The organism is Streptomyces sp. NBC_01296 (genome assembly GCF_035984415.1).
Classification (GTDB): Bacteria; Actinomycetota; Actinomycetes; order Streptomycetales; family Streptomycetaceae; genus Streptomyces.
Genome location: NZ_CP130720.1, coordinates 4,525,805 through 4,543,046, shown reverse-complemented (window position 1 = coordinate 4,543,046; position 17,242 = coordinate 4,525,805). Strand labels below are relative to the sequence as shown.

At 69.8% G+C, this 17,242-nt stretch carries 16 protein-coding genes; 8 read left to right on the top strand and 8 right to left on the bottom strand.

Annotated features, from left to right (window positions below; translation table 11 throughout):
- Nucleotides 1-126: 126 nt before the first annotated feature.
- Genes OG299_RS20495 through OG299_RS20485 form a run of 3 tightly spaced genes read left to right on the top strand, consistent with a single transcriptional unit; the run spans nt 127 to nt 2,719 of the window.
- On the top strand, nt 127-1,014 hold the full coding sequence (locus OG299_RS20495) for a GNAT family N-acetyltransferase (protein WP_327362239.1): 888 nt from the start codon (nt 127-129) through the stop codon (nt 1,012-1,014).
- 14 nt (nt 1,015-1,028) lie between these two features.
- A complete protein-coding gene (locus OG299_RS20490) occupies nt 1,029-1,490 on the top strand; it encodes a GNAT family N-acetyltransferase (protein ID WP_327362238.1) in 462 nt (153 codons plus the stop codon).
- Between the two features lie 53 nt (nt 1,491-1,543).
- A complete protein-coding gene (locus tag OG299_RS20485; RefSeq protein WP_266627608.1) occupies nt 1,544-2,719 on the top strand; it encodes a winged helix DNA-binding domain-containing protein in 1,176 nt (391 codons plus the stop codon).
- 43 nt (nt 2,720-2,762) lie between these two features.
- Here the strand turns inward: OG299_RS20485 and OG299_RS20480 are convergent, their stop codons facing one another.
- Together OG299_RS20480 and dnaB are read right to left on the bottom strand one after the other, a co-directional pair.
- Complete coding sequence (locus tag OG299_RS20480; protein WP_327362237.1) at nt 2,763-4,148, bottom strand: serine hydrolase domain-containing protein; 1,386 nt, start codon at nt 4,146-4,148, stop codon at nt 2,763-2,765.
- 9 nt (nt 4,149-4,157) lie between these two features.
- Nucleotides 4,158-5,621 carry a replicative DNA helicase gene (gene dnaB, locus OG299_RS20475; RefSeq protein WP_053687861.1) on the bottom strand — a complete coding sequence of 488 codons (1,464 nt, stop codon included), beginning with the start codon at nt 5,619-5,621 and terminating at the stop codon, nt 4,158-4,160.
- 452 nt (nt 5,622-6,073) lie between these two features.
- Here dnaB and OG299_RS20470 point away from each other — a divergent pair, with 452 nt between their 5' ends.
- Complete coding sequence (locus OG299_RS20470) at nt 6,074-7,411, top strand: MATE family efflux transporter (protein ID WP_266627606.1); 1,338 nt, start codon at nt 6,074-6,076, stop codon at nt 7,409-7,411.
- A gap of 140 nt (nt 7,412-7,551) precedes the next feature.
- Here the strand turns inward: OG299_RS20470 and rplI are convergent, their stop codons facing one another.
- From rplI to rpsF, 4 genes are all read right to left on the bottom strand, one after another.
- A complete protein-coding gene (gene rplI / locus OG299_RS20465) occupies nt 7,552-7,998 on the bottom strand; it encodes a 50S ribosomal protein L9 (RefSeq protein WP_266627605.1) in 447 nt (148 codons plus the stop codon).
- 18 nt (nt 7,999-8,016) lie between these two features.
- Nucleotides 8,017-8,253 (bottom strand): 30S ribosomal protein S18, encoded by a 237-nt coding sequence (gene rpsR / locus OG299_RS20460; RefSeq protein ID WP_005315025.1) that lies wholly within the window; start codon nt 8,251-8,253, stop codon nt 8,017-8,019.
- 43 nt (nt 8,254-8,296) lie between these two features.
- Nucleotides 8,297-8,908 (bottom strand): single-stranded DNA-binding protein, encoded by a 612-nt coding sequence (locus OG299_RS20455; protein ID WP_327362236.1) that lies wholly within the window; start codon nt 8,906-8,908, stop codon nt 8,297-8,299.
- Nucleotides 8,909-8,981: 73 nt separating this feature from the next.
- Nucleotides 8,982-9,272 (bottom strand): 30S ribosomal protein S6, encoded by a 291-nt coding sequence (gene rpsF, locus OG299_RS20450; protein ID WP_004950685.1) that lies wholly within the window; start codon nt 9,270-9,272, stop codon nt 8,982-8,984.
- Nucleotides 9,273-9,522: 250 nt separating this feature from the next.
- On the opposite strand from rpsF, the gene OG299_RS20445 reads away from it, so the two are divergent.
- From OG299_RS20445 to OG299_RS20435, 3 genes are all read left to right on the top strand, one after another.
- Entirely contained in the window at nt 9,523-9,837 is a 315-nt protein-coding gene (locus tag OG299_RS20445) for a hypothetical protein (protein ID WP_266627603.1), read from the top strand.
- 131 nt (nt 9,838-9,968) lie between these two features.
- Nucleotides 9,969-11,087, top strand: coding sequence for a lipid II:glycine glycyltransferase FemX (locus tag OG299_RS20440; protein WP_030857748.1), 1,119 nt, complete (start codon nt 9,969-9,971; stop codon nt 11,085-11,087).
- A 70-nt stretch (nt 11,088-11,157) separates the two neighbouring features.
- Complete coding sequence (locus OG299_RS20435) at nt 11,158-12,189, top strand: alanine racemase (RefSeq protein WP_030857746.1); 1,032 nt, start codon at nt 11,158-11,160, stop codon at nt 12,187-12,189.
- Between the two features lie 4 nt (nt 12,190-12,193).
- Here OG299_RS20435 and OG299_RS20430 read toward each other — a convergent pair whose 3' ends face one another.
- Nucleotides 12,194-13,654, bottom strand: coding sequence for a glycosyltransferase family 87 protein (locus OG299_RS20430; RefSeq protein ID WP_266627598.1), 1,461 nt, complete (start codon nt 13,652-13,654; stop codon nt 12,194-12,196).
- Nucleotides 13,655-13,741: 87 nt separating this feature from the next.
- Entirely contained in the window at nt 13,742-16,339 is a 2,598-nt protein-coding gene (locus OG299_RS20425; protein ID WP_327362235.1) for a transglycosylase domain-containing protein, read from the bottom strand.
- Nucleotides 16,340-16,612: 273 nt separating this feature from the next.
- On the opposite strand from OG299_RS20425, the gene OG299_RS20420 reads away from it, so the two are divergent.
- Nucleotides 16,613-17,215, top strand: a complete 603-nt coding sequence (locus OG299_RS20420; RefSeq protein WP_053785476.1) for a PadR family transcriptional regulator — start codon at nt 16,613-16,615, stop codon at nt 17,213-17,215.
- Nucleotides 17,216-17,242: the final 27 nt, after the last annotated feature.

The window sequence follows — 17,242 nt, the reverse complement described above, 5'->3', positions numbered from 1 at the left end:
TGAAACATCGCCTGGTCCACCAGGGGACTCCCCGGGTTGGCCGGGGAGAGACAGCGGCATGTTTCACGTGAAACATGCTCCCCAAATCCTCTGGACGCCCTCCCTCCGGTGATCCACTCTGGGCCGGTGACACCACCACACCTGACCGACCTGCCGATCCGTGCGCTGACCGTGGACGACCTCCGCCACTGCGCCGACCTGTCCGAAGACCGCGGGTGGCCGCGCGAGGACCACAAGTGGGGGCTGCTCCTCGCCGCGGGCAGCGGCTACGGCATCGATGCCCCCGACGGACAGGGGCTCGCCGCCGCCTGCGTCGTCACCTCGTACGGCCACACCCACGACGGCCCGGAACTGGCCGCCATCGGAATGGTCCTCGTCGCCGAGCGCTATGCCCGCCAGGGCCTGGGCCGCCGTCTGATGACGTACATCTGCGACGACCTCCTCAAGGGCGTCCCGCTCACCCTGCACGCCACTCCCTACGGCCGCCCCCTCTACGAGGAGCTCGGCTTCGACACCACGGGCCGCGCGGAAATGCTCCGGGGTACGTTCCGCCACGACCCCGCCGCTCCGCGGCCGGGCTCCGTGGCGGTCCGGCCGGCGACAGGCGAGGACATCCCACGGATCCTCCGCCTGGACACCGAGGTCTTCGGTACCGACCGGACCCACATGATCACGCGGCTTCCCGCCTTCGCGGACCGGCTCCTGGTCGCCGAGGACGGACGGGGCGAGCTCGTCGGCTACGCCGCGATCTGGCCCAACATGGAGACCCACGTCATCGGACCGCTGATCGCCCGTGACACGGCCGGCGCCCAGGCGCTCGTCACCGCTCTCGCCGCCGCCACCGACCGGCCGCTGCGGACCGACATCGACGTACGCCACGAGGAGCTCCTGACCTGGCTCAAGGACCGCGGCCTCGGCTCCGTCGCCTTCAACGCGGTCATGACCCGCGACATCCCCCGCCTCCCCGGCGACTGGACCCGCCGCTGGGCCCCGCTCACCGTGGCAGCGGGCTGAGAAAGGACGTCTCCATGACCGACTCCGACGAACCGGCCATCCGCCCCGCCACCGAGGAGGACCTGCCCGCCATCGTCGCCATGCTCGCGGACGACCCTCTCGGCGCCACCCGGGAATCCCCCGGCGACCTCGCCCCGTACATCGAGGCGTTCAAGCGCCTGGCCGACGACCCCCACCAGCACGTGGTCGTGGCGGTCCGCCAGGGCCGCGTCGTGGGCACGCTCCAGCTCACGATCATCCCCGGGCTCTCCCGCAAGGGAGCCACCCGCGCGATCATCGAAGGGGTCCGCGTCCACGCCGACGAGCGCGGCAGCGGCCTGGGCACCCAGTTCATCCAATGGGCCGTCGAGCGGGCCCGCCGTGAGAACTGCCAACTCGTCCAGCTCACCTCGGACGTGACCCGTACCGACGCCCACCGCTTCTACGAGCGGCTCGGGTTCACCGCGTCCCACGTCGGATTCAAGCTCTCCCTCTGATCGCCGTGCGGAAGGCCGGGCTGGCGTCGGTGGCCCGGCCTACGATCGGGAGGATGAGCCCCAGCCTCCCTCTCGTCACGACCGCCGAGCGTCGCCACCGGCTCGGCCGCAGGCACCGTCTGGCTCCCTCGGCGCATGCGGCCACGGTCGCCCAGGCTGCGGACGCCGTGGTGGCGCTGCACGCCACCGACGCCGCGACCGTGTTCCTCTCCGCACGCGCCCGGCTCGCGGAAGGCGGCCCGGCCGCCGTCGAGCGGGCGCTCTACGAGGACGTCTCCCTCGTCCGGCTGCTCAGCATGCGCAATACGCTCTTCGCCGTCTCCACGGAACTCGCCCCGTACGTGGACGCCTCGACCGCCCGGGGCATCGCCGTCAAGGAGCGCCGTACCTTCCTGAAGCGCCTCGAAGAGGACGGCCAAGGCCTCGATGCGGCCTGGCTGGCCCGGGCCGAGGCAGCCGCGCTCGACGCCCTCGACACCGGCGGCCCCTGCACCGGCAGTCAGCTCTCTGCAGCCGTGCCCGCTCTGCGCGAGAAGATCACCATCGGCCGGGGCAAGAAGTACGAGACCGAGACCGGTGTCGCCACCCGTGTCATCCGGCTGCTGGCCGCAGACGGCCGGATCCGCCGTGACCGGCCGCGTGGATCGTGGACCTCCAGCCAGTTCCGCTGGGTGCACACCGAGCCCTGGCCCGCCGTGCCCGCAGCCGAGGCCCGCGCCGAGATCGCCCGCCGCTGGCTGCGCGCCTACGGTCCGGCCACCGAGGCGGACCTCAAGTGGTGGACGGGCTGGACCCTCACCGACGTCCGCAACGCCCTCGCCGCGGTCGGCCCCGACCAGGTCCGCCTCGACGACGGCAGCACCGCCCTCGTCAGCCCCGGCGACACCGCGCCCGAACCCGCCCCGGAGCCCTGGGCCGCACTGCTGCCAGGACTCGACCCCAGCGGCATGGGCTGGGCCGACCGGGGCTTCCACCTCGACCCCGCCCACCGGCCCGCCCTCTTCGACTACGCCGGCAACATCGGCCCCACGGTCTGGTGGAACGGCGAGATCGTCGGCGGCTGGGCCCAGCGCGCGGACGGCGAGATCGTCTGGCGGCTCCTGGCCGGCCCCGGCCGCGCCGCCGAGAAGGCGATCACGGCCGAGGCGGGGCGCCTCGCCCGGTGGGTGGGCGACGCCCGGATCACCCCGCGCTTCCGCACCCCGCTGGAGCGCGAACTCGTCGCCTGAGCCTGCCGGCCGACTACCAGGCCGTCTTTTCCGGAGGGACGACCTACCCGATGCCCCGCCAACCCTGCGGGTCCACCCCGCCGGGCACCGGGGCCTGGGCGTCGTACGGCTCCCTCGTGAACACGAACGAGCCCAGGTCGAGGTGGCTGACCGAACCGTCCTCGCGACGGACCGCCCGCAGCGTCTCCCCCGCGTAGTAGCCGGAGAGTCCGGTCCAACTGCCATCGGGCTCGGCCCGGAACCGGGCCGACCGGCCCGTCGCACCCACCGGCGCGAGTTCCAACAGCCCGTCCGCCTTCAGTCGCAGCACCTGCGCCGACGTACCCCAGTACCAGGGGCCACACAGCTCCAGGGCGACCGGATCGGCCTCCCGGAACGGCCGCCAGGGCTCCGGGAACCGCGGCTCCGCGTCCGCGACGATCGCCACCAGGTCCGCGGCCACCGCGGCGGCGGGCAGCCCCGACGTGCAGTTCGCCAGCACAACCGCCGCGAGGTCGTCCGCCTCGCTCAGCCACAGCCCCGCCACGAACCCCGGGAGGGATCCGGTGTGGCCGGCGAGCCTGCGCCCGCCGCTGTCCGCCAGCTGTACGCCGAGCCCGTAGCCGAGCTCGGCGAAACCGGGCTCCGGCGGAGAGGCCGGCGTCCGCATCTCCCGTACGCTCTGTGCGCTCAGCACCCGCTCGTCGCCACGGGCGAGAAACACCGCGAACCGCGCCAAGTCACGCGTCGTGGACCAGAGTTGTCCGGCCGCGGCCATCAGACCCAGATCCTCCAGCGGCTCGGGCATCATCACGTCGGCCCACGGGTGAACCGCCCAGCCGCCCGCATGCGGAGCCTGCGGCTGCGCCGTCGTACGGTCCAGAGCCAGCGGCTCCAGGACCTCGGCCCGCAGCACCTCTTCCCACGGCTTCCCGCGGACGGCCTCCACGAGCGAACCCAGCAGCGTGTAGCCCGGGTTGGAGTAGTGGTGGCGCCTGCCGGGCCGGAAGCGGAACGGCTCCTCGCCCAGCACGTCGGCAAGCCCGGGGCGCAGCGCGGCGGGCGTGCGCTCCCACCACTCGCCCGGCGTCTCCGCCGCCAACCCGCCGGTGTGGGCCAGCAGTTGGGCGATGGTCACCTCGCCGGCGCCGGTCCCGGGCAGGTGCTTCTCCAGCGGGTCCTCAAGCTGCAGCAGGCCCTCGTCGCGCAGGCGCATCACCAGAACGGCGGTGAAGGTCTTGCTGATCGACCCGATCCGGTACTGCACGTTCCCGTCGGGCCCGTGCCCCTCGACGGAGGTCCGGGAGCCCTCCCAGACCACCTCGCCGCCGCGGGCCACGGCCGCCACCACGGACGGCGCCCGCCCCTCGCTCTGCGCGACGGCGATCCGGTGCCTCAGCGCACGCCGGGTCGCAGGGAGCAGATCCAGATCTTCAGATACGGCATCCATGATCGGATGCTACGTGTTGGCCATGTCCACGAACCGCGAATAATGGCCCTGGAAGGCGACGGTGATCGTCGCCGTGGGGCCGTTACGGTGCTTCGCGACGATCAGGTCCGCCTCGCCCGCGCGGGGCGACTCCTTCTCGTACGCGTCCTCGCGGTGCAGCAGGATCACCATGTCGGCGTCCTGCTCGATCGAGCCCGACTCACGCAGGTCGGAGACCATCGGCTTCTTGTCGGTGCGCTGCTCGGGACCACGGTTCAGCTGCGACAGCGCGATCACCGGCACCTCGAGCTCCTTGGCCAGCAGCTTGAGGTTTCGGGACATGTCCGAGACTTCCTGCTGGCGGCTCTCGGGGCGGCGCGAGCCGCCCGACTGCATCAGCTGGAGGTAGTCGATGACGACGAGCGAGAGGTCGTTGCGCTGCTTGAGGCGCCGGCACTTCGCCCGGATCTCCATCATCGACAGGTTCGGGGAGTCATCGATGTAGAGCGGGGCGGCGGAGACGTCGGGCATCCGGCGGGCCAGCCGGGTCCAGTCGTCGTCCGTCATGGTGCCGGAGCGCATGTGGTGCAGGGCCACCCGGGCCTCCGCCGACAGGAGGCGCATCGCGATCTCGTTGCGCCCCATTTCGAGGGAGAAGATCACGCTCGGCAGGTTGCTCTTGATGGAACAGGCCCGGGCGAAGTCCAGCGCGAGGGTGGACTTACCCATGGCGGGACGGGCCGCGATGACGATCATCTGGCCCGGGTGCAGGCCGTTGGTCAGCGAGTCGAGGTCCGTGAACCCGGTCGGGACGCCGGACATCTGGCCGCTGCGCGAGCCGATGGCCTCGATCTCGTCGAGTGCGCCCTCCATGATGTCGCCGAGCGGCAGGTAGTCCTCGGAGGTCCGCTGCTCGGTGACGGCGTAGATCTCGGCCTGGGCGCTGTTGACGATCTCGTCGACGTCGCCGTCCGCCGCATATCCCATCTGCGTGATCTTCGTACCGGCGGCGACGAGGCGGCGCAGGACGGCCCGCTCGTGGACGATCTCCGCGTAGTACTCGGCGTTGGCCGCGGTCGGGACGGACTGGACGAGGGTGTGCAGGTACGAGGCACCGCCGACCTTGCTGATCTCGCCGCGGCGGGTCAGCTCGGCGCCGACCGTGATCGGGTCGGCCGGCTCTCCCTTGGCGTACAGGTCGAGGATCGCCTGGTAGATCGTCTCGTGCGAGGGCCGGTAGAAGTCGTGGCCCTTGATGACCTCGACCACGTCCGCGATCGCGTCCTTGGACAGCAGCATGCCGCCGAGCACCGACTGCTCGGCATCGAGGTCCTGCGGCGGGACGCGCTCGAAGCCGCCGCCACCGCCGTCCCAGGAGCCGCCCTCGCGGCCCCGCTCGTGCTGTTCGTCCCCGCGGCCCCGGCTGTCGCTGTTACGGCGCGGACGGGCGGGCAGACGGTCACCTGGACCGCTGTCGGCCCAGGGGTCGTCCATGGGCTCGGGCATGCTCACCGGGCCGCCTCCTCCCGTCCGCAACGCGGACCTCGCCGTGCCACTCTTTCTAGGGCACGGCTCTGACATTTGGGGCACCCGGATCCGCAGTCGGCGAGTCGGGCAACGCACAACGGTAGGGCCGGGAGCGACGTCAGCCAATCTTGTTATCCACAGGCTGTGTGGATGAGATGTGGATGACCGACCCAATGCTGTGGGTAAGTCGCCGGAAGCTGTGCACGGACCGGGGGACGGTGCTGTGGACAAAATCACCTGCCCTACCCACACACCCAACCTGACCTGCACGTTCTCCCTCCACGGGCTGTGGGGGAGAAATTTCTTGGCCGGGTTTGCGAGATCGCCTCCAACGGGGTGCCGAGAAGACGCGAGCCAACTCACAGGTAAGGATCCAAGACTAGTTGCGTCTATTACCTGTGGAAGATTAGATTGAGCGCATGACACAGGTCCTCGCGCCGCTGAAGGCCGCCCCGAGACGGCACGACCGCGAGATACTCGCGCTCGCCGTCCCGGCTTTCGGCGCCCTCGTCGCCGAACCCCTGTTCGTGATGGCAGACAGCGCCATCGTGGGGCACCTCGGCACCCCCCAGCTGGCCGGCCTCGGCATCGCCGCCGCCCTGCTCACCACCGCCGTCAGCGTCTTCGTGTTCCTCGCGTACGCCACCACCGCGGCCGTTTCCCGCCGGGTCGGCGCGGGAGACCTCCCTGCAGCCATCCGGCAGGGCATGGACGGCATCTGGCTCGCCCTCCTGATCGGGGCGGCCGTCGTCGCCGTGATGCTCTCCACGGCTCCCTGGCTGATCTCCCTCTTCGGAGCCTCCGACACCGTCGCCCCGTACGCGGTCACCTATCTGCGGATCTCCGCCCTGGGCATCCCGGCCATGCTGATGGTGCTGGCCGCCACCGGTGTCATCCGCGGCCTCCAGGACACCCGTACCCCGCTCTACGTCGCCGTCGGGGGCTTCGCCCTCAACGCGGCCCTGAACGTCGCCCTCGTGTACGGCGCGGGCTTCGGCATCGCCGGTTCCGCCTGGGGCACCGTGATCGCGCAGTGCGCCATGGCCGGCGCCTATCTCGTGGTGGTGGTCCGCGGAGCCCGCCGGCACGGGGCCTCCCTGCGCCCCGACTCCACGGGCATCCGGGCCTGCGCCCAGGCCGGCGTACCGCTGCTGGTGCGCACCTTGTCGCTGCGCGCCGTCCTGATGATCGCGACCGCCGTGGCCGCGCGGCTCGGCGACGCGGACATCGCAGCCCACCAGATACTGCTCTCCCTGTGGAGCCTGCTCGCCTTCGCTCTCGACGCGATCGCCATCGCCGGGCAGGCCATCATCGGCCGCTACCTGGGCTCCGGCGACACCGAAGGCGCCAAGGCCATCTGTCGCCGCGTGGTGCAGTGGGGGATCGCCTCCGGGATGGTCCTGGGCGCGCTGGTGATCGCGGCCCGCCCGCTGTTCATACCGCTCTTCACCGGCGATCCCGCGGTCGAGGACGCCCTGCTGCCCGCCCTGCTGGTCGTGGCCCTCTGCCAGCCGGTGGCCGGCATCGTGTTCGTGCTCGACGGGGTCCTCATGGGCGCAGGAGACGGCCGCTACCTGGCCCGGGCGATGCTCGTGACGCTGGCCGCGTTCACCCCGGTGGCACTGCTCGTCCCGGCCGTCGGCGGCGGTCTGACCACGCTCTGGTGGGCCATGACCCTGATGATGCTGGTCCGGATGGCCACCCTCCAGCTGCGCGCCCGCTCCGGCCGATGGCTGGTCTCGGGGGCGACCCGCTGATCCGCTGATCCACTGGCCGACGTTTCACGTGAAACGTCGGCTGCTCCTCGGCATGTTTCACGTGAAACATCGACCCACAGCCCCCGGTACAACGACGAAGGGCCGCACCCCACAGGGGTGCGGCCCTTCGTTCGCAGCACTTAGGCGGCGACAACCTCGACGCCCACGTTCGCAGCGACCTCAGCGTGCAGACGCACGGAGACCTGGTACGAACCGAGGGTCTTGATCGGGGCAGCCAGCTCGACGCGGCGCTTGTCGACCTTCGGACCACCGGAAGCCTCGATCGCCGTGGCGATGTCGGCCGGGGTCACGGAGCCGAAGAGACGACCGGCGTCACCCGAGCGGGTGGCCAGACGGACCTTCGTGCCCTCGAGCTTGGCCTTGATCTCGTTGGCCTGCTCGATGGTCGCGATCTCGTGGATCTTGCGGGCGCGGCGGATCTGCGCCACGTCCTTCTCGCCACCCTTGGTCCAGCGGATCGCGAAACCACGCGGGACCAGGTAGTTGCGAGCGTAACCGTCCTTGACGTCGACGACATCGCCGGCGGTACCGAGGCCAGAAACCTCGTGGGTCAGGATGATCTTCATTAGTCGGTCACCCTTTCCTTATCGCGCGGTGGACGTGTAGGGCAGCAGCGCCATCTCACGGCTGTTCTTCACGGCCGTGGCGACGTCACGCTGGTGCTGCGTGCAGTTGCCGGTGACGCGGCGGGCACGGATCTTGCCGCGGTCGGAAATGAACTTCCGCAGCATGTTCGTGTCCTTGTAGTCCACGTACGCGGTCTTGTCCTTGCAGAACGCGCAGACCTTCTTCTTAGGCTTGCGCACAGGCGGCTTCGCCATTGTGTCTCTCCTGTGTGATCAAGAAGTGGGGATGCGAGCTTCCCTAGAAGGGAGGCTCGTCCGAGTAGCCACCGTTGGAGCCGCCGGAGCTTCCGCCGGAGCTTCCGCCGGAGCTTCCGCCCCAGCCGCCCCCGCCGCCCTGCTGCTGGCCGCCGGCCGGCGCGCTGGACGCCCACGGGTCGTCGGAGGGAGCTCCGCCGCCCTGCGGGGCGCCGCCGCTGGGGGCTCCGCCCCAGCCACCGCCGCCACCCTGCTGCTGACCGCCGCCGTATCCACCCTGGCCACCGCGACCGGTGGTCTTGGCGACCTTGGCCGTGGCGGTCTTCAGGCTGGGGCCGACTTCCTCGACGTCCAGCTCGTAGACCGTGCGCTTGACACCCTCACGGTCCTCGTACGACCGCTGCTTCAGCCGGCCCTGCACGATGACGCGCATGCCCCGCTGAAGGGACTCGGCGACGTTCTCGGCCGCCTGACGCCAGACCGAGCAGGTCAGGAACAGGCCTTCGCCGTCCTTCCACTCATTGGTCTGCTTGTCGAAGATGCGGGGAGTGGACGCGACACGGAACTTCGCGACCGCCGCACCCGAGGGGGTGAAGCGCAGCTCGGGGTCGTCGACGAGATTGCCGACGACCGTGATGACGGTCTCGCCTGCCATGGATGAACCTCTCGGCGGGGATTTGCTGCTGGGCTGCTGTGCTACTCGGTCCCGATTACCGCTGAACCGAAGTTCAGTGGGTCTCGGGGCGGAGGACCTTGGTCCGGAGAACCGACTCGTTCAGGTTCATCTGTCGGTCAAGCTCCTTGACGACCGCAGGCTCGGCCTGAAGGTCGATGACCGAGTAGATGCCCTCGGGCTTCTTCTTGATCTCGTAAGCGAGACGACGACGGCCCCAGGTGTCGACCTTCTCGACCTTTCCGTTGCCCTCACGGACGACGGAGAGGAAGTTCTCGATCAGCGGGGAGACAGCGCGCTCCTCGAGATCGGGGTCGAGGATGACCATCACTTCGTAGTGACGCATGTGGAACCCACCTCCTTTGGACTCAGCGGCCACGGTCGTTCCGTGGCAGGAGGGTCGTGATGCGTGCGCACGGCGTCTGTAAGCAGACACCGCGCAGCTGTACAGACTACCTGCTCGACTCCTTCCGGTTGAAATCCGACGGGAGGAGGCCACACTCTGTATGCATCGGGTGTGCTCGGTGCTATGCCCCCGGCCCCTGCCGGAGGAGGCCCCGCAGCACCGCTCTGCGTCAGCCAGGAGGTGCCTTCCGATGGCACAGGCCATGCAACCCAAGTCCTCCATCTCGCTCCTCGCCACCGACGGCAAGCCCCATCCGCTGCAGGACACCCTCGTGGTGGCCACGGTGGTGCTCGGCATCGTGGCGTTCATCACGGGGTTCTTCGACAATCTGCACCTGCTGAGCTCGTGGACCGGGCTCGTCGGCATCCTGACCGGCGCGTACGGACAGTTCATCTCGGAGACGACACGCGAGCGCTTCGCACTGATCATCGGGCTTGGCGCCTCGGGCGTGGGCTTCTACCTCGGCATGGCGCACGGCGGTCTCTTCGGCGGCTGGGCGGGCTGACCGGGGCACCTCGGCGACAGGGCGCCGGCCTCACACCGGCCCGGGCCCGGCCCGTCCCCCAGATGGGTGGCGCCCTTGTCGCAGTAGGCTTCGCGCCATAGCCAGCGAAGCCGCCGGAGGAGACGCCCCGCATGAGCCTGTCCCTGAGGACCATCAGCCGAGAGCAGCATCTGGGATACCTCCAGAGCCTGCCCTCGGCTAGCCACTGCCAGGTCCCGGCGTGGGCCGACGTGAAGAACGAGTGGCGCTCCGAGAACCTCGGTTGGTTCGACCAGAACGACGAACTGGTCGGTGCCGCCCTCGTGTTGTACCGCCAGCTGCCCAAGGTGAAGCGGTACCTCGCGTACCTCCCCGAGGGCCCGGTCATCAACTGGTACGCCCCGAACCTGGAGGAATGGCTCCAGCCGATGCTGGCCCACCTCAAGCAGCAGGGCGCCTTCACCGTGAAGATGGGCCCGCCCGTCGTCATCCGCCGCTGGAACTCGGCCGCCATCAAGGCCGGTATCCAGGACCCGGACGTGAAGCGCCTGCGCGACGTGGAGGCCTCGGTCATCGAGCCCCGCGCCTTCGAGGTGTCGGACAAGCTGCGCCGCATGGGCTGGCAGCAGGCCGAGGACGGCGGCGCCGGCTTCGGCGACGTCCAGCCCCGCTACGTCTTCCAGGTACCGCTGGCCAACCGCTCGCTGGACGACGTCCTCAAGGGCTTCAACCAGCTGTGGCGCCGCAACATCAAGAAGGCCGAGAAGGCCGGCGTCGAGGTCGTCCAGGGCGGCTACGAGGACCTGCCGGTCTGGCAGGAGCTGTACGAGGTCACGGCCGAGCGCGACAAGTTCCGCCCGCGCCCGCTCAGCTACTTCCAGCGCCAGTGGACGGCCCTCAACTCCGAGGACCCGAACCGGATGCGGCTGTACATCGCGAAGCACGAGGGGGAGCCGCTGGCCGCCGCCACGATGCTCACCGTCGGCCAGCACGTCTGGTACTCGTACGGCGCCTCCGCGAACCACAAGCGCGAGGTGCGGCCCTCGAACGCGATGCAGTGGCGCATGCTGCGCGATTCGTACGCGCTCGGTGCCAGCGTCTACGACTTGCGCGGCATCAGTGACACGCTGGACGAGAACGACCACCTGTTCGGCCTCATCCAGTTCAAGGTCGGTACGGGCGGCGAGGCCGTCGAGTACGTCGGCGAGTGGGACTTCCCGCTCAACAAGGTGCTGCACAAGGCGCTCGACATCTACATGTCGCGCCGCTGACCTGCGTCCGCACCCCCCACACACCGCACCGCTGCACCTTGCAGCTTTTCAAGAGAGGCTCCGGACGGGCATGGCGCTCACGCTCTACGTCGACACCGCGCGCTGGCGTGCGCACCAGAAGCAGATCCAGGACCAGTTCCCCGGGATGATCCCGGTCTGCAAGGGCAACGGCTACGGCTTCGGCCATGAGCGGCTGTGCGAGGAGGCGACCCGGCTGGGCGCCGACGTCCTGGCCGTCGGGACCACGTACGAGGCCGCCAGCATCAAGGACTTCTTCGGCGGCGACCTGCTCGTCCTCACCCCGTTCCGGCGGGGCGAGGAGCCGGTGCCGCTGCCGGACCGGGTGATCCGGTCGGTGTCCTCGCTGGACGGGGTCCGCGGCCTGGTCGGCGCCCGCGTGGTCATCGAGTGCATGAGCTCGATGCGCCGCCACGGCATCTCCGAGCAGGACCTGGGCCAGCTGCACGCGGCGATCGAGGACGTGCGGCTGGAGGGCTTCGCCCTGCACCTGCCGCTGGACCGCCCCGACGGCTCGGACGCCGTCGAGGAGGTCATCGGCTGGATGGACCGGCTGCGCGCGGCCCGGCTGCCGCTGCACACCATGTTCGTCAGCCACCTGCGGGCCGAGGAGCTGGCGCGGCTGCAGCAGCAGTTCCCGCAGACCCGCTTCCGGGCGCGGATCGGCACCCGGCTGTGGCTGGGCGACCACGAGGCGACCGAGTACCGGGGCGCCGTCCTGGACGTCACGCGCGTCGCGAAGGGCGACCGGTTCGGCTACCGGCAGCAGAAGGCGGCTTCCGACGGCTGGCTGGTCGTGGTCGCGGGCGGCACCTCGCACGGGGTGGGCCTGGAGGCCCCCAAGGCCCTGCACGGCGTGATGCCGCGCGCCAAGGGCGTGGCCCGGGCCGGCCTGGCCACCGTGAACCGGAACCTGTCGCCGTTCGTGTGGGCGGGCAAGCAGCGCTGGTTCGCGGAGCCCCCGCACATGCAGGTGTCGATCCTGTTCGTGCCGTCGGATGCGCCCGAGCCGAAGGTCGGCGACGAGCTGGTGGCGCACCTGCGCCACACCACCACGCAGTTCGACCGGGTGCTCGACGCCTGACCGGTCAGTCCCTGGGGGCCATGCCCCACTCGACCCGCTGACCCTCCGAGGGCGCCGCATCCTGCGGCGCCCTCGCGGCGTCCGACAGCGCAAACACGTCCTCGGCCCCGTCCAGGACCCCGCCGGACGGGTCGTCCGACCCGTCGCGGCGTACGACGTCCCGCTCGGGCATCAGGATGTCGCGCACGACCACCGCGCACAGGTAGAGGGTCGTCAGCAGGTGGGCGGTGATCGCCACCTGGTAGCCCTCCACGGGCAGACCCTGGTGCTTGTCCCCGCTCGTCGTGTAGGCGAGGTACAGCCAGATCCCGAGGAAGTACACGACCTCGCCGGCCTGCCAGATCAGGAAGTCCCGCCAGCGCGGCCGGGCCAGCGCCGCCAGCGGGATGAGCCACAGCACGTACTGAGGCGAGTAGACCTTGTTGGCCAGGATGAAGGCGGCCACGACCAGGAACGCCAGCTGGGCGAAGCGGGGGCGGCGGGGAGCGGTCAGCGTGAGCACTCCGATGCCCGCGCACAGCAGCAGCGTCAGGCCCGTCGCGTACGTGTTGGCGTCCTGCAGGGGGTTCCCGGAGCGCTGGGAGATGAGCAGCCACACGGACCCGAAGTCGATCGGCCGCTCCTGGCTGAACGTGTAGAACTTCTTCCAGCCGTCCCAGGCGAGGAGCATGACCGGCAGGTTCACCACGAGCCAGGAGACGGCCGCGCCGAGGGCGGCGGAGCCGAACGCCCGCCACTTCCCGGCCCGCCAGCACAGCACGAACAGCACGCCGAGCAGCAGGACGGGATAGAGCTTGGCGGCGGTGGCCAGGCCGATGAAGACGCCGAAGAGCATGGTCCGGCCGCGGGACCACATGAGCATTCCCGCGGCGGTCAGGGCGATGGCCAGCAGGTCCCAGTTGATCGTCGCGGTGAGCGCGTAGGCGGGCGCGAGGGCGAAGAGCAGCGCGTCCCAGGGCCGGCGGTGGTGGGTGCGCGCGACGCACACGGCGATGACCGCGGCGCAGGCCATCAGCATCCCCGCATTGACCATCCAGTACATCTGCTCGCGGTGCTGCATGGAGCCGCTGCCGGGGGTCAGCCAGGAGGCGACCTCCATGAAGAGCCCGGTGAGCACCGGGTACTCCAGGTACTCCATGTCGCCGGGTAGCCGGTCGAAGTAGGGCGTGAGTCCATCGGCGAAGCCGCGTACGGCAAAGAGGTGCGGGATGTCGGAGTAGCAGGCGTGGGTGTACTGCGAGCCGGCTCCGCGGAACCACGCCCAGTCGTAGCAGGGGAGCTTCTGCACCATGCCGAGCGCGAACAGTCCCAGGGCGACGAGGACGACGACGCGCACCGGGGTCAGCCAATGGCCGCCCAGCCGGGCGTAGCGGCCCATAGGGCCGCCGATGAACTCGCTGCCGGCCGCGGCGACCTCGTCCTGCTGGGTGGGCAGTACGGGCCGTTCCTCGTGCACCTTGGTCATGCGCTCATCCTGCCGTACGGGGCCGGACATGCGGGAGGGCCGCCGCACGGTGTGCGACGGCCCTCGCCGGAACAGGGGGGGAGGGGGTCAGCCCGAGGTCCCGACCGTGGTCCCCCAGCTGGTGCCGCCCGGGCGGCCAGGTCTGCCCGATGGCGTCGGAGACGGTGATCCGCTGGATCCGCCGACGCCGCCGTTGGTGCTGCCGCCGTTGGTGCTGCCGCTGTTCGTGCCGCCGCTGGTGTCCGGGATGCAGTACAGCTCCCACGGCTTGCAGGTCGGCTTGCCGCCCTTCGACGGGGAGGGGGAGACCGGCGGAGAGGAGCTCGCCGACGGCGAGGGCATCGACGGGGACGGCGACGGGGAGAAGGAGGGGCTCGGCGAGGGGGCGCCGGAGGCGTCCGCGGTGACGCCGATCTTGTCGGCCTCCGGGAACTCCTTGACCGGCGTGCCCTTGAGGGCTTCCTTCATGTACTCGGTCCAGATCGCGGCCGGGATGTCACCACCGTGGATGGAGTCGACACCGCCCACGCCGTTCATGGAGATCAGCTTCTTGTCCGCCGAGTTCGGGTCGGTGCGGAACAGGGCGACCGAGGTGGACAGCTCCGGGGTGTAGCCGACGAACCAGGCCGACTTGTTCTGGTCGGTGGTTCCGGTCTTGCCGGCGGCGGGCCGGTTGAACCCGAGCTTCCTGACCTTGGTGCCGGTGCCGTTCTCGATGACGTTCTGCAGGACCTTGGTGACGTTGTCGGCGATGGCGTTGTCCATCGCCCGCTGCTCCTTGGGGGCGCCGAAGCCGGGCAGCTCCTTGCCGTCCTTCTCGACACTGGTCACGGAGAACGGCTCGCGGTGCGTACCGGAGGCGGCGAAGGTGGCGTAGGAGTCGGCCATGCGGATGGCGCTCGGGGTCGAGGTGCCGAGGGCGAACGAGGCGTCGTTGTTCGGGTTCATCGAGTCCTTGAGGATGCCCGTGGACTCGGCGACCTCCCGGACCTTGGTGTGGCCGACGTCGAAGACGAGCTGCGCGAACGGCACGTTGATGGACTTCTCCATCGCCTCGTTGAGGGTCACGTATCCGTAGGGGTAGGTGCTCTCGTTCTTCTGCTTGAACGGCTTGCCGGACGCGTCCCGCAGCGGCTTGCCGTCGCGGTTGTTGATCACCGTCAGGTCGTTCGCGTTGTACTTGCTGTCGGCCGAGATGCCCCGGCCGTCCGAGTTCTGGGTGCCGTACTGCATCGCGGCCGCCAGGACGTACGGCTTCCAGGTCGATCCGACCGGGACGCCGATGGTGTTGGCGTTGTTGCTGAAGTACTTCTTGTCCATGCCCGGGCCGCCGTACAGGGCCACGATCGCCCCGGTCTTCACGTCCACGGAGGCCGCGCCGAACTGCACGAAGGTGTCGTACTCGGGCCGGGCCTTCTCGTCCAGGAAGTCGTTGCGGGTGTCCTCGACGGCCTTGACCAGTGCGTCCACCCTCGGCTTCTGGAAGGTGGTCTTGATCTGGTAGCCACCGCGGGCCATCTCGTCGGCCGTGATGCCCGTGACCTTCATCACGTACTGCTTGGCCGTCTCGACCAGGTAGCCGGTCTGTCCGGACAGACCGCGGGCCTGCTCGGAGTCGACGAGCTTGGGGAACTCCTTGAACTGGTCCCGCTCGGACTTCGGCATCCGCTTCACCGCGACCTCGCGGTCCAGGACCCAGGCCCAGCGCTCCTTGGCCCGCTCGGTGTTCTTCTCGGGGGTGGCCGCGGCACCGATGCCGCCGTCCGGGTTGTAGAGGTTGGGGCCCTTGAGCACGGAGGCGAGGAAGGCACTCTCGGAGGGCGTGAGGTCCACGCAGTCCTTGCCGAAGTAGGCCCGCGCGGCCGCCTGGATGCCGTAGGCGTCCCGGCCGTAGTAAGCGGTGTTGAGGTAGCCCGCGAGGATCGTGTCCTTCTCCTCGGACACGCCCAGCTTTATCGAGATGAAGAGCTCGGTGACCTTGCGCTTGAGCGTCTGGTCGGAGTCCAGGTACGTGTTCTTCACGTACTGCTGGGTGATGGTCGAGCCGCCCTGGGTGGAGCCGCCCTTGGCCATGTTCCACACGGCTCGGGCGACGCCCATCGGGTCGACGCCCTTGTCCGTCTCGAACGACTCGTTCTCGGCGGCGATCACGGCGTTCTGCATCGACTTGGGGATCTTGTCGATGGGCACGATCTGCCGGTTCATCGAACCGCCGGTGGCCACCATCTGGGTGCCGTCTTGCCAGAAGAAGACGTTGTTCTGTGCCTGGGCCGCCTTGTTCGCGTCGGGCGTGTTCACCGACGCGATGCCGATGCCGGCCCCTGCCGTGATGATCGCGAAGAAGCCGAGGGCGGTTCCGCAGACCAGCTTCCAGGACGGCACGAAGCGCTGCCAGCCCGCCTTGTCGGAGCGCGGGTAGTTGATCAGCCGCTTGTCCGGGCGGCCGGCCCCGCGGCCCGCGGGGCCGGCGGCGCGGCCGCGGCCTCCGGATCCACGGGGGGCAGCCCGGCGCGCCCCGGCACGGCTGCCGTGGCCGGGCGGCTCTGCGTACGGTCCGCTGGGTGACGCCGTGGGGACGTCACGTGCGGGCCCGGCGCCCTGGCCAGGGCGCTGCTGGGCGGCCCGGCGGGCCGCGGCACGACCGCCACCCTCGGGCTGCGGCGGTTTGCGGCGGTGCTCGCTCATCGAACGACTACTCCTCGGGCAGGCGAGTGGCCTGGAAGCGGCAGGTGAATTCCGGTTCCCCCCGTTGTCATGGCCCACAGACTACGCACGCTCAAAACCCGAACAGTGCCGAAGTTCACCCCAAATCAGGCAACTCGCCTGGTACGAATTGGTGATGTGATGCCGGTCACCACGTCACCCCTTGTCGCCGGAGACGGCCCGCTCTATCGTCTGGATGTATCGAGCCGATACATCAGCTCGGCATAAAAACTCAGAGGCGAAGGAGGCAGGCGGATGAGCAGGCGCTCAGGCATCCTCGAGTTCGCCGTCCTCGGCCTCCTTCGCGAATCCCCCATGCACGGGTACGAGCTCCGCAAGCGGCTCAACACCTCGCTGGGGGTGTTCCGGGCGTTCAGCTACGGAACGCTCTACCCCTGCCTCAAGACGTTGGTCGCCAACGGCTGGTTGATCGAAGAACCGGGCAACGCCCCGGAAGACGCTCTCGCCACTTCACTCGCAGGGCGCCGAGCCAAGATCGTCTACCGGTTGACGGCCGCAGGTAAGGAGCACTTCGAGGAGCTCCTGGCCCACACGGGGCCCGACGCCTGGGAGGACGAGTCCTTCGCCGCCCGCTTCGCCTTCTTCGGTCAGACCGAGCGGGAAGTGCGCATGCGGGTCTTGGAAGGCCGTCGCAGCCGGCTCGAGGAGCGCTTGGAGAAGATGCGCGCCTCACTCGCCCGTACGCGGGAGCGCCTCGACGACTACACGCTTGAGCTGCAGCGGCACGGCATGGAGTCCGTGGAGCGCGAAGTGCGCTGGCTGAACGAGCTCATCGAGAGTGAGCGGGCGGGACGGGATCAGAGACGACCCGGTCCGCCCGACGAAACTGCAAAGTGAGGCCTGCATCTCGCAGGCCTCGTCCGA

Excerpts from the sequence above, each read along its gene's own strand:
- OG299_RS20470 (WP_266627606.1), top strand. The coding sequence starts at position 6,074 with ATGACACAGGTCCTCGCGCCGCTGAAGGCCGCCCCGAGACGGCACGAC.
- rplI (WP_266627605.1), bottom strand. The coding sequence starts at position 7,998 with ATGAAGATCATCCTGACCCACGAGGTTTCTGGCCTCGGTACCGCCGGC.
- rpsR (WP_005315025.1), bottom strand. The coding sequence starts at position 8,253 with ATGGCGAAGCCGCCTGTGCGCAAGCCTAAGAAGAAGGTCTGCGCGTTC.
- OG299_RS20490 (WP_327362238.1), top strand. The coding sequence starts at position 1,029 with ATGACCGACTCCGACGAACCGGCCATCCGCCCCGCCACCGAGGAGGAC.
- rpsF (WP_004950685.1), bottom strand. The coding sequence starts at position 9,272 with ATGCGTCACTACGAAGTGATGGTCATCCTCGACCCCGATCTCGAGGAG.
- OG299_RS20435 (WP_030857746.1), top strand. The coding sequence starts at position 11,158 with ATGGCGCTCACGCTCTACGTCGACACCGCGCGCTGGCGTGCGCACCAG.
- OG299_RS20440 (WP_030857748.1), top strand. The coding sequence starts at position 9,969 with ATGAGCCTGTCCCTGAGGACCATCAGCCGAGAGCAGCATCTGGGATAC.
- OG299_RS20455 (WP_327362236.1), bottom strand. The coding sequence starts at position 8,908 with ATGGCAGGCGAGACCGTCATCACGGTCGTCGGCAATCTCGTCGACGAC.
- OG299_RS20480 (WP_327362237.1), bottom strand. The coding sequence starts at position 4,148 with ATGGATGCCGTATCTGAAGATCTGGATCTGCTCCCTGCGACCCGGCGT.
- OG299_RS20445 (WP_266627603.1), top strand. The coding sequence starts at position 9,523 with ATGGCACAGGCCATGCAACCCAAGTCCTCCATCTCGCTCCTCGCCACC.
- OG299_RS20420 (WP_053785476.1), top strand. The coding sequence starts at position 16,613 with ATGAGCAGGCGCTCAGGCATCCTCGAGTTCGCCGTCCTCGGCCTCCTT.
- OG299_RS20425 (WP_327362235.1), bottom strand. The coding sequence starts at position 16,339 with ATGAGCGAGCACCGCCGCAAACCGCCGCAGCCCGAGGGTGGCGGTCGT.
- OG299_RS20430 (WP_266627598.1), bottom strand. The coding sequence starts at position 13,654 with ATGACCAAGGTGCACGAGGAACGGCCCGTACTGCCCACCCAGCAGGAC.
- OG299_RS20485 (WP_266627608.1), top strand. The coding sequence starts at position 1,544 with ATGAGCCCCAGCCTCCCTCTCGTCACGACCGCCGAGCGTCGCCACCGG.
- dnaB (WP_053687861.1), bottom strand. The coding sequence starts at position 5,621 with ATGGACGACCCCTGGGCCGACAGCGGTCCAGGTGACCGTCTGCCCGCC.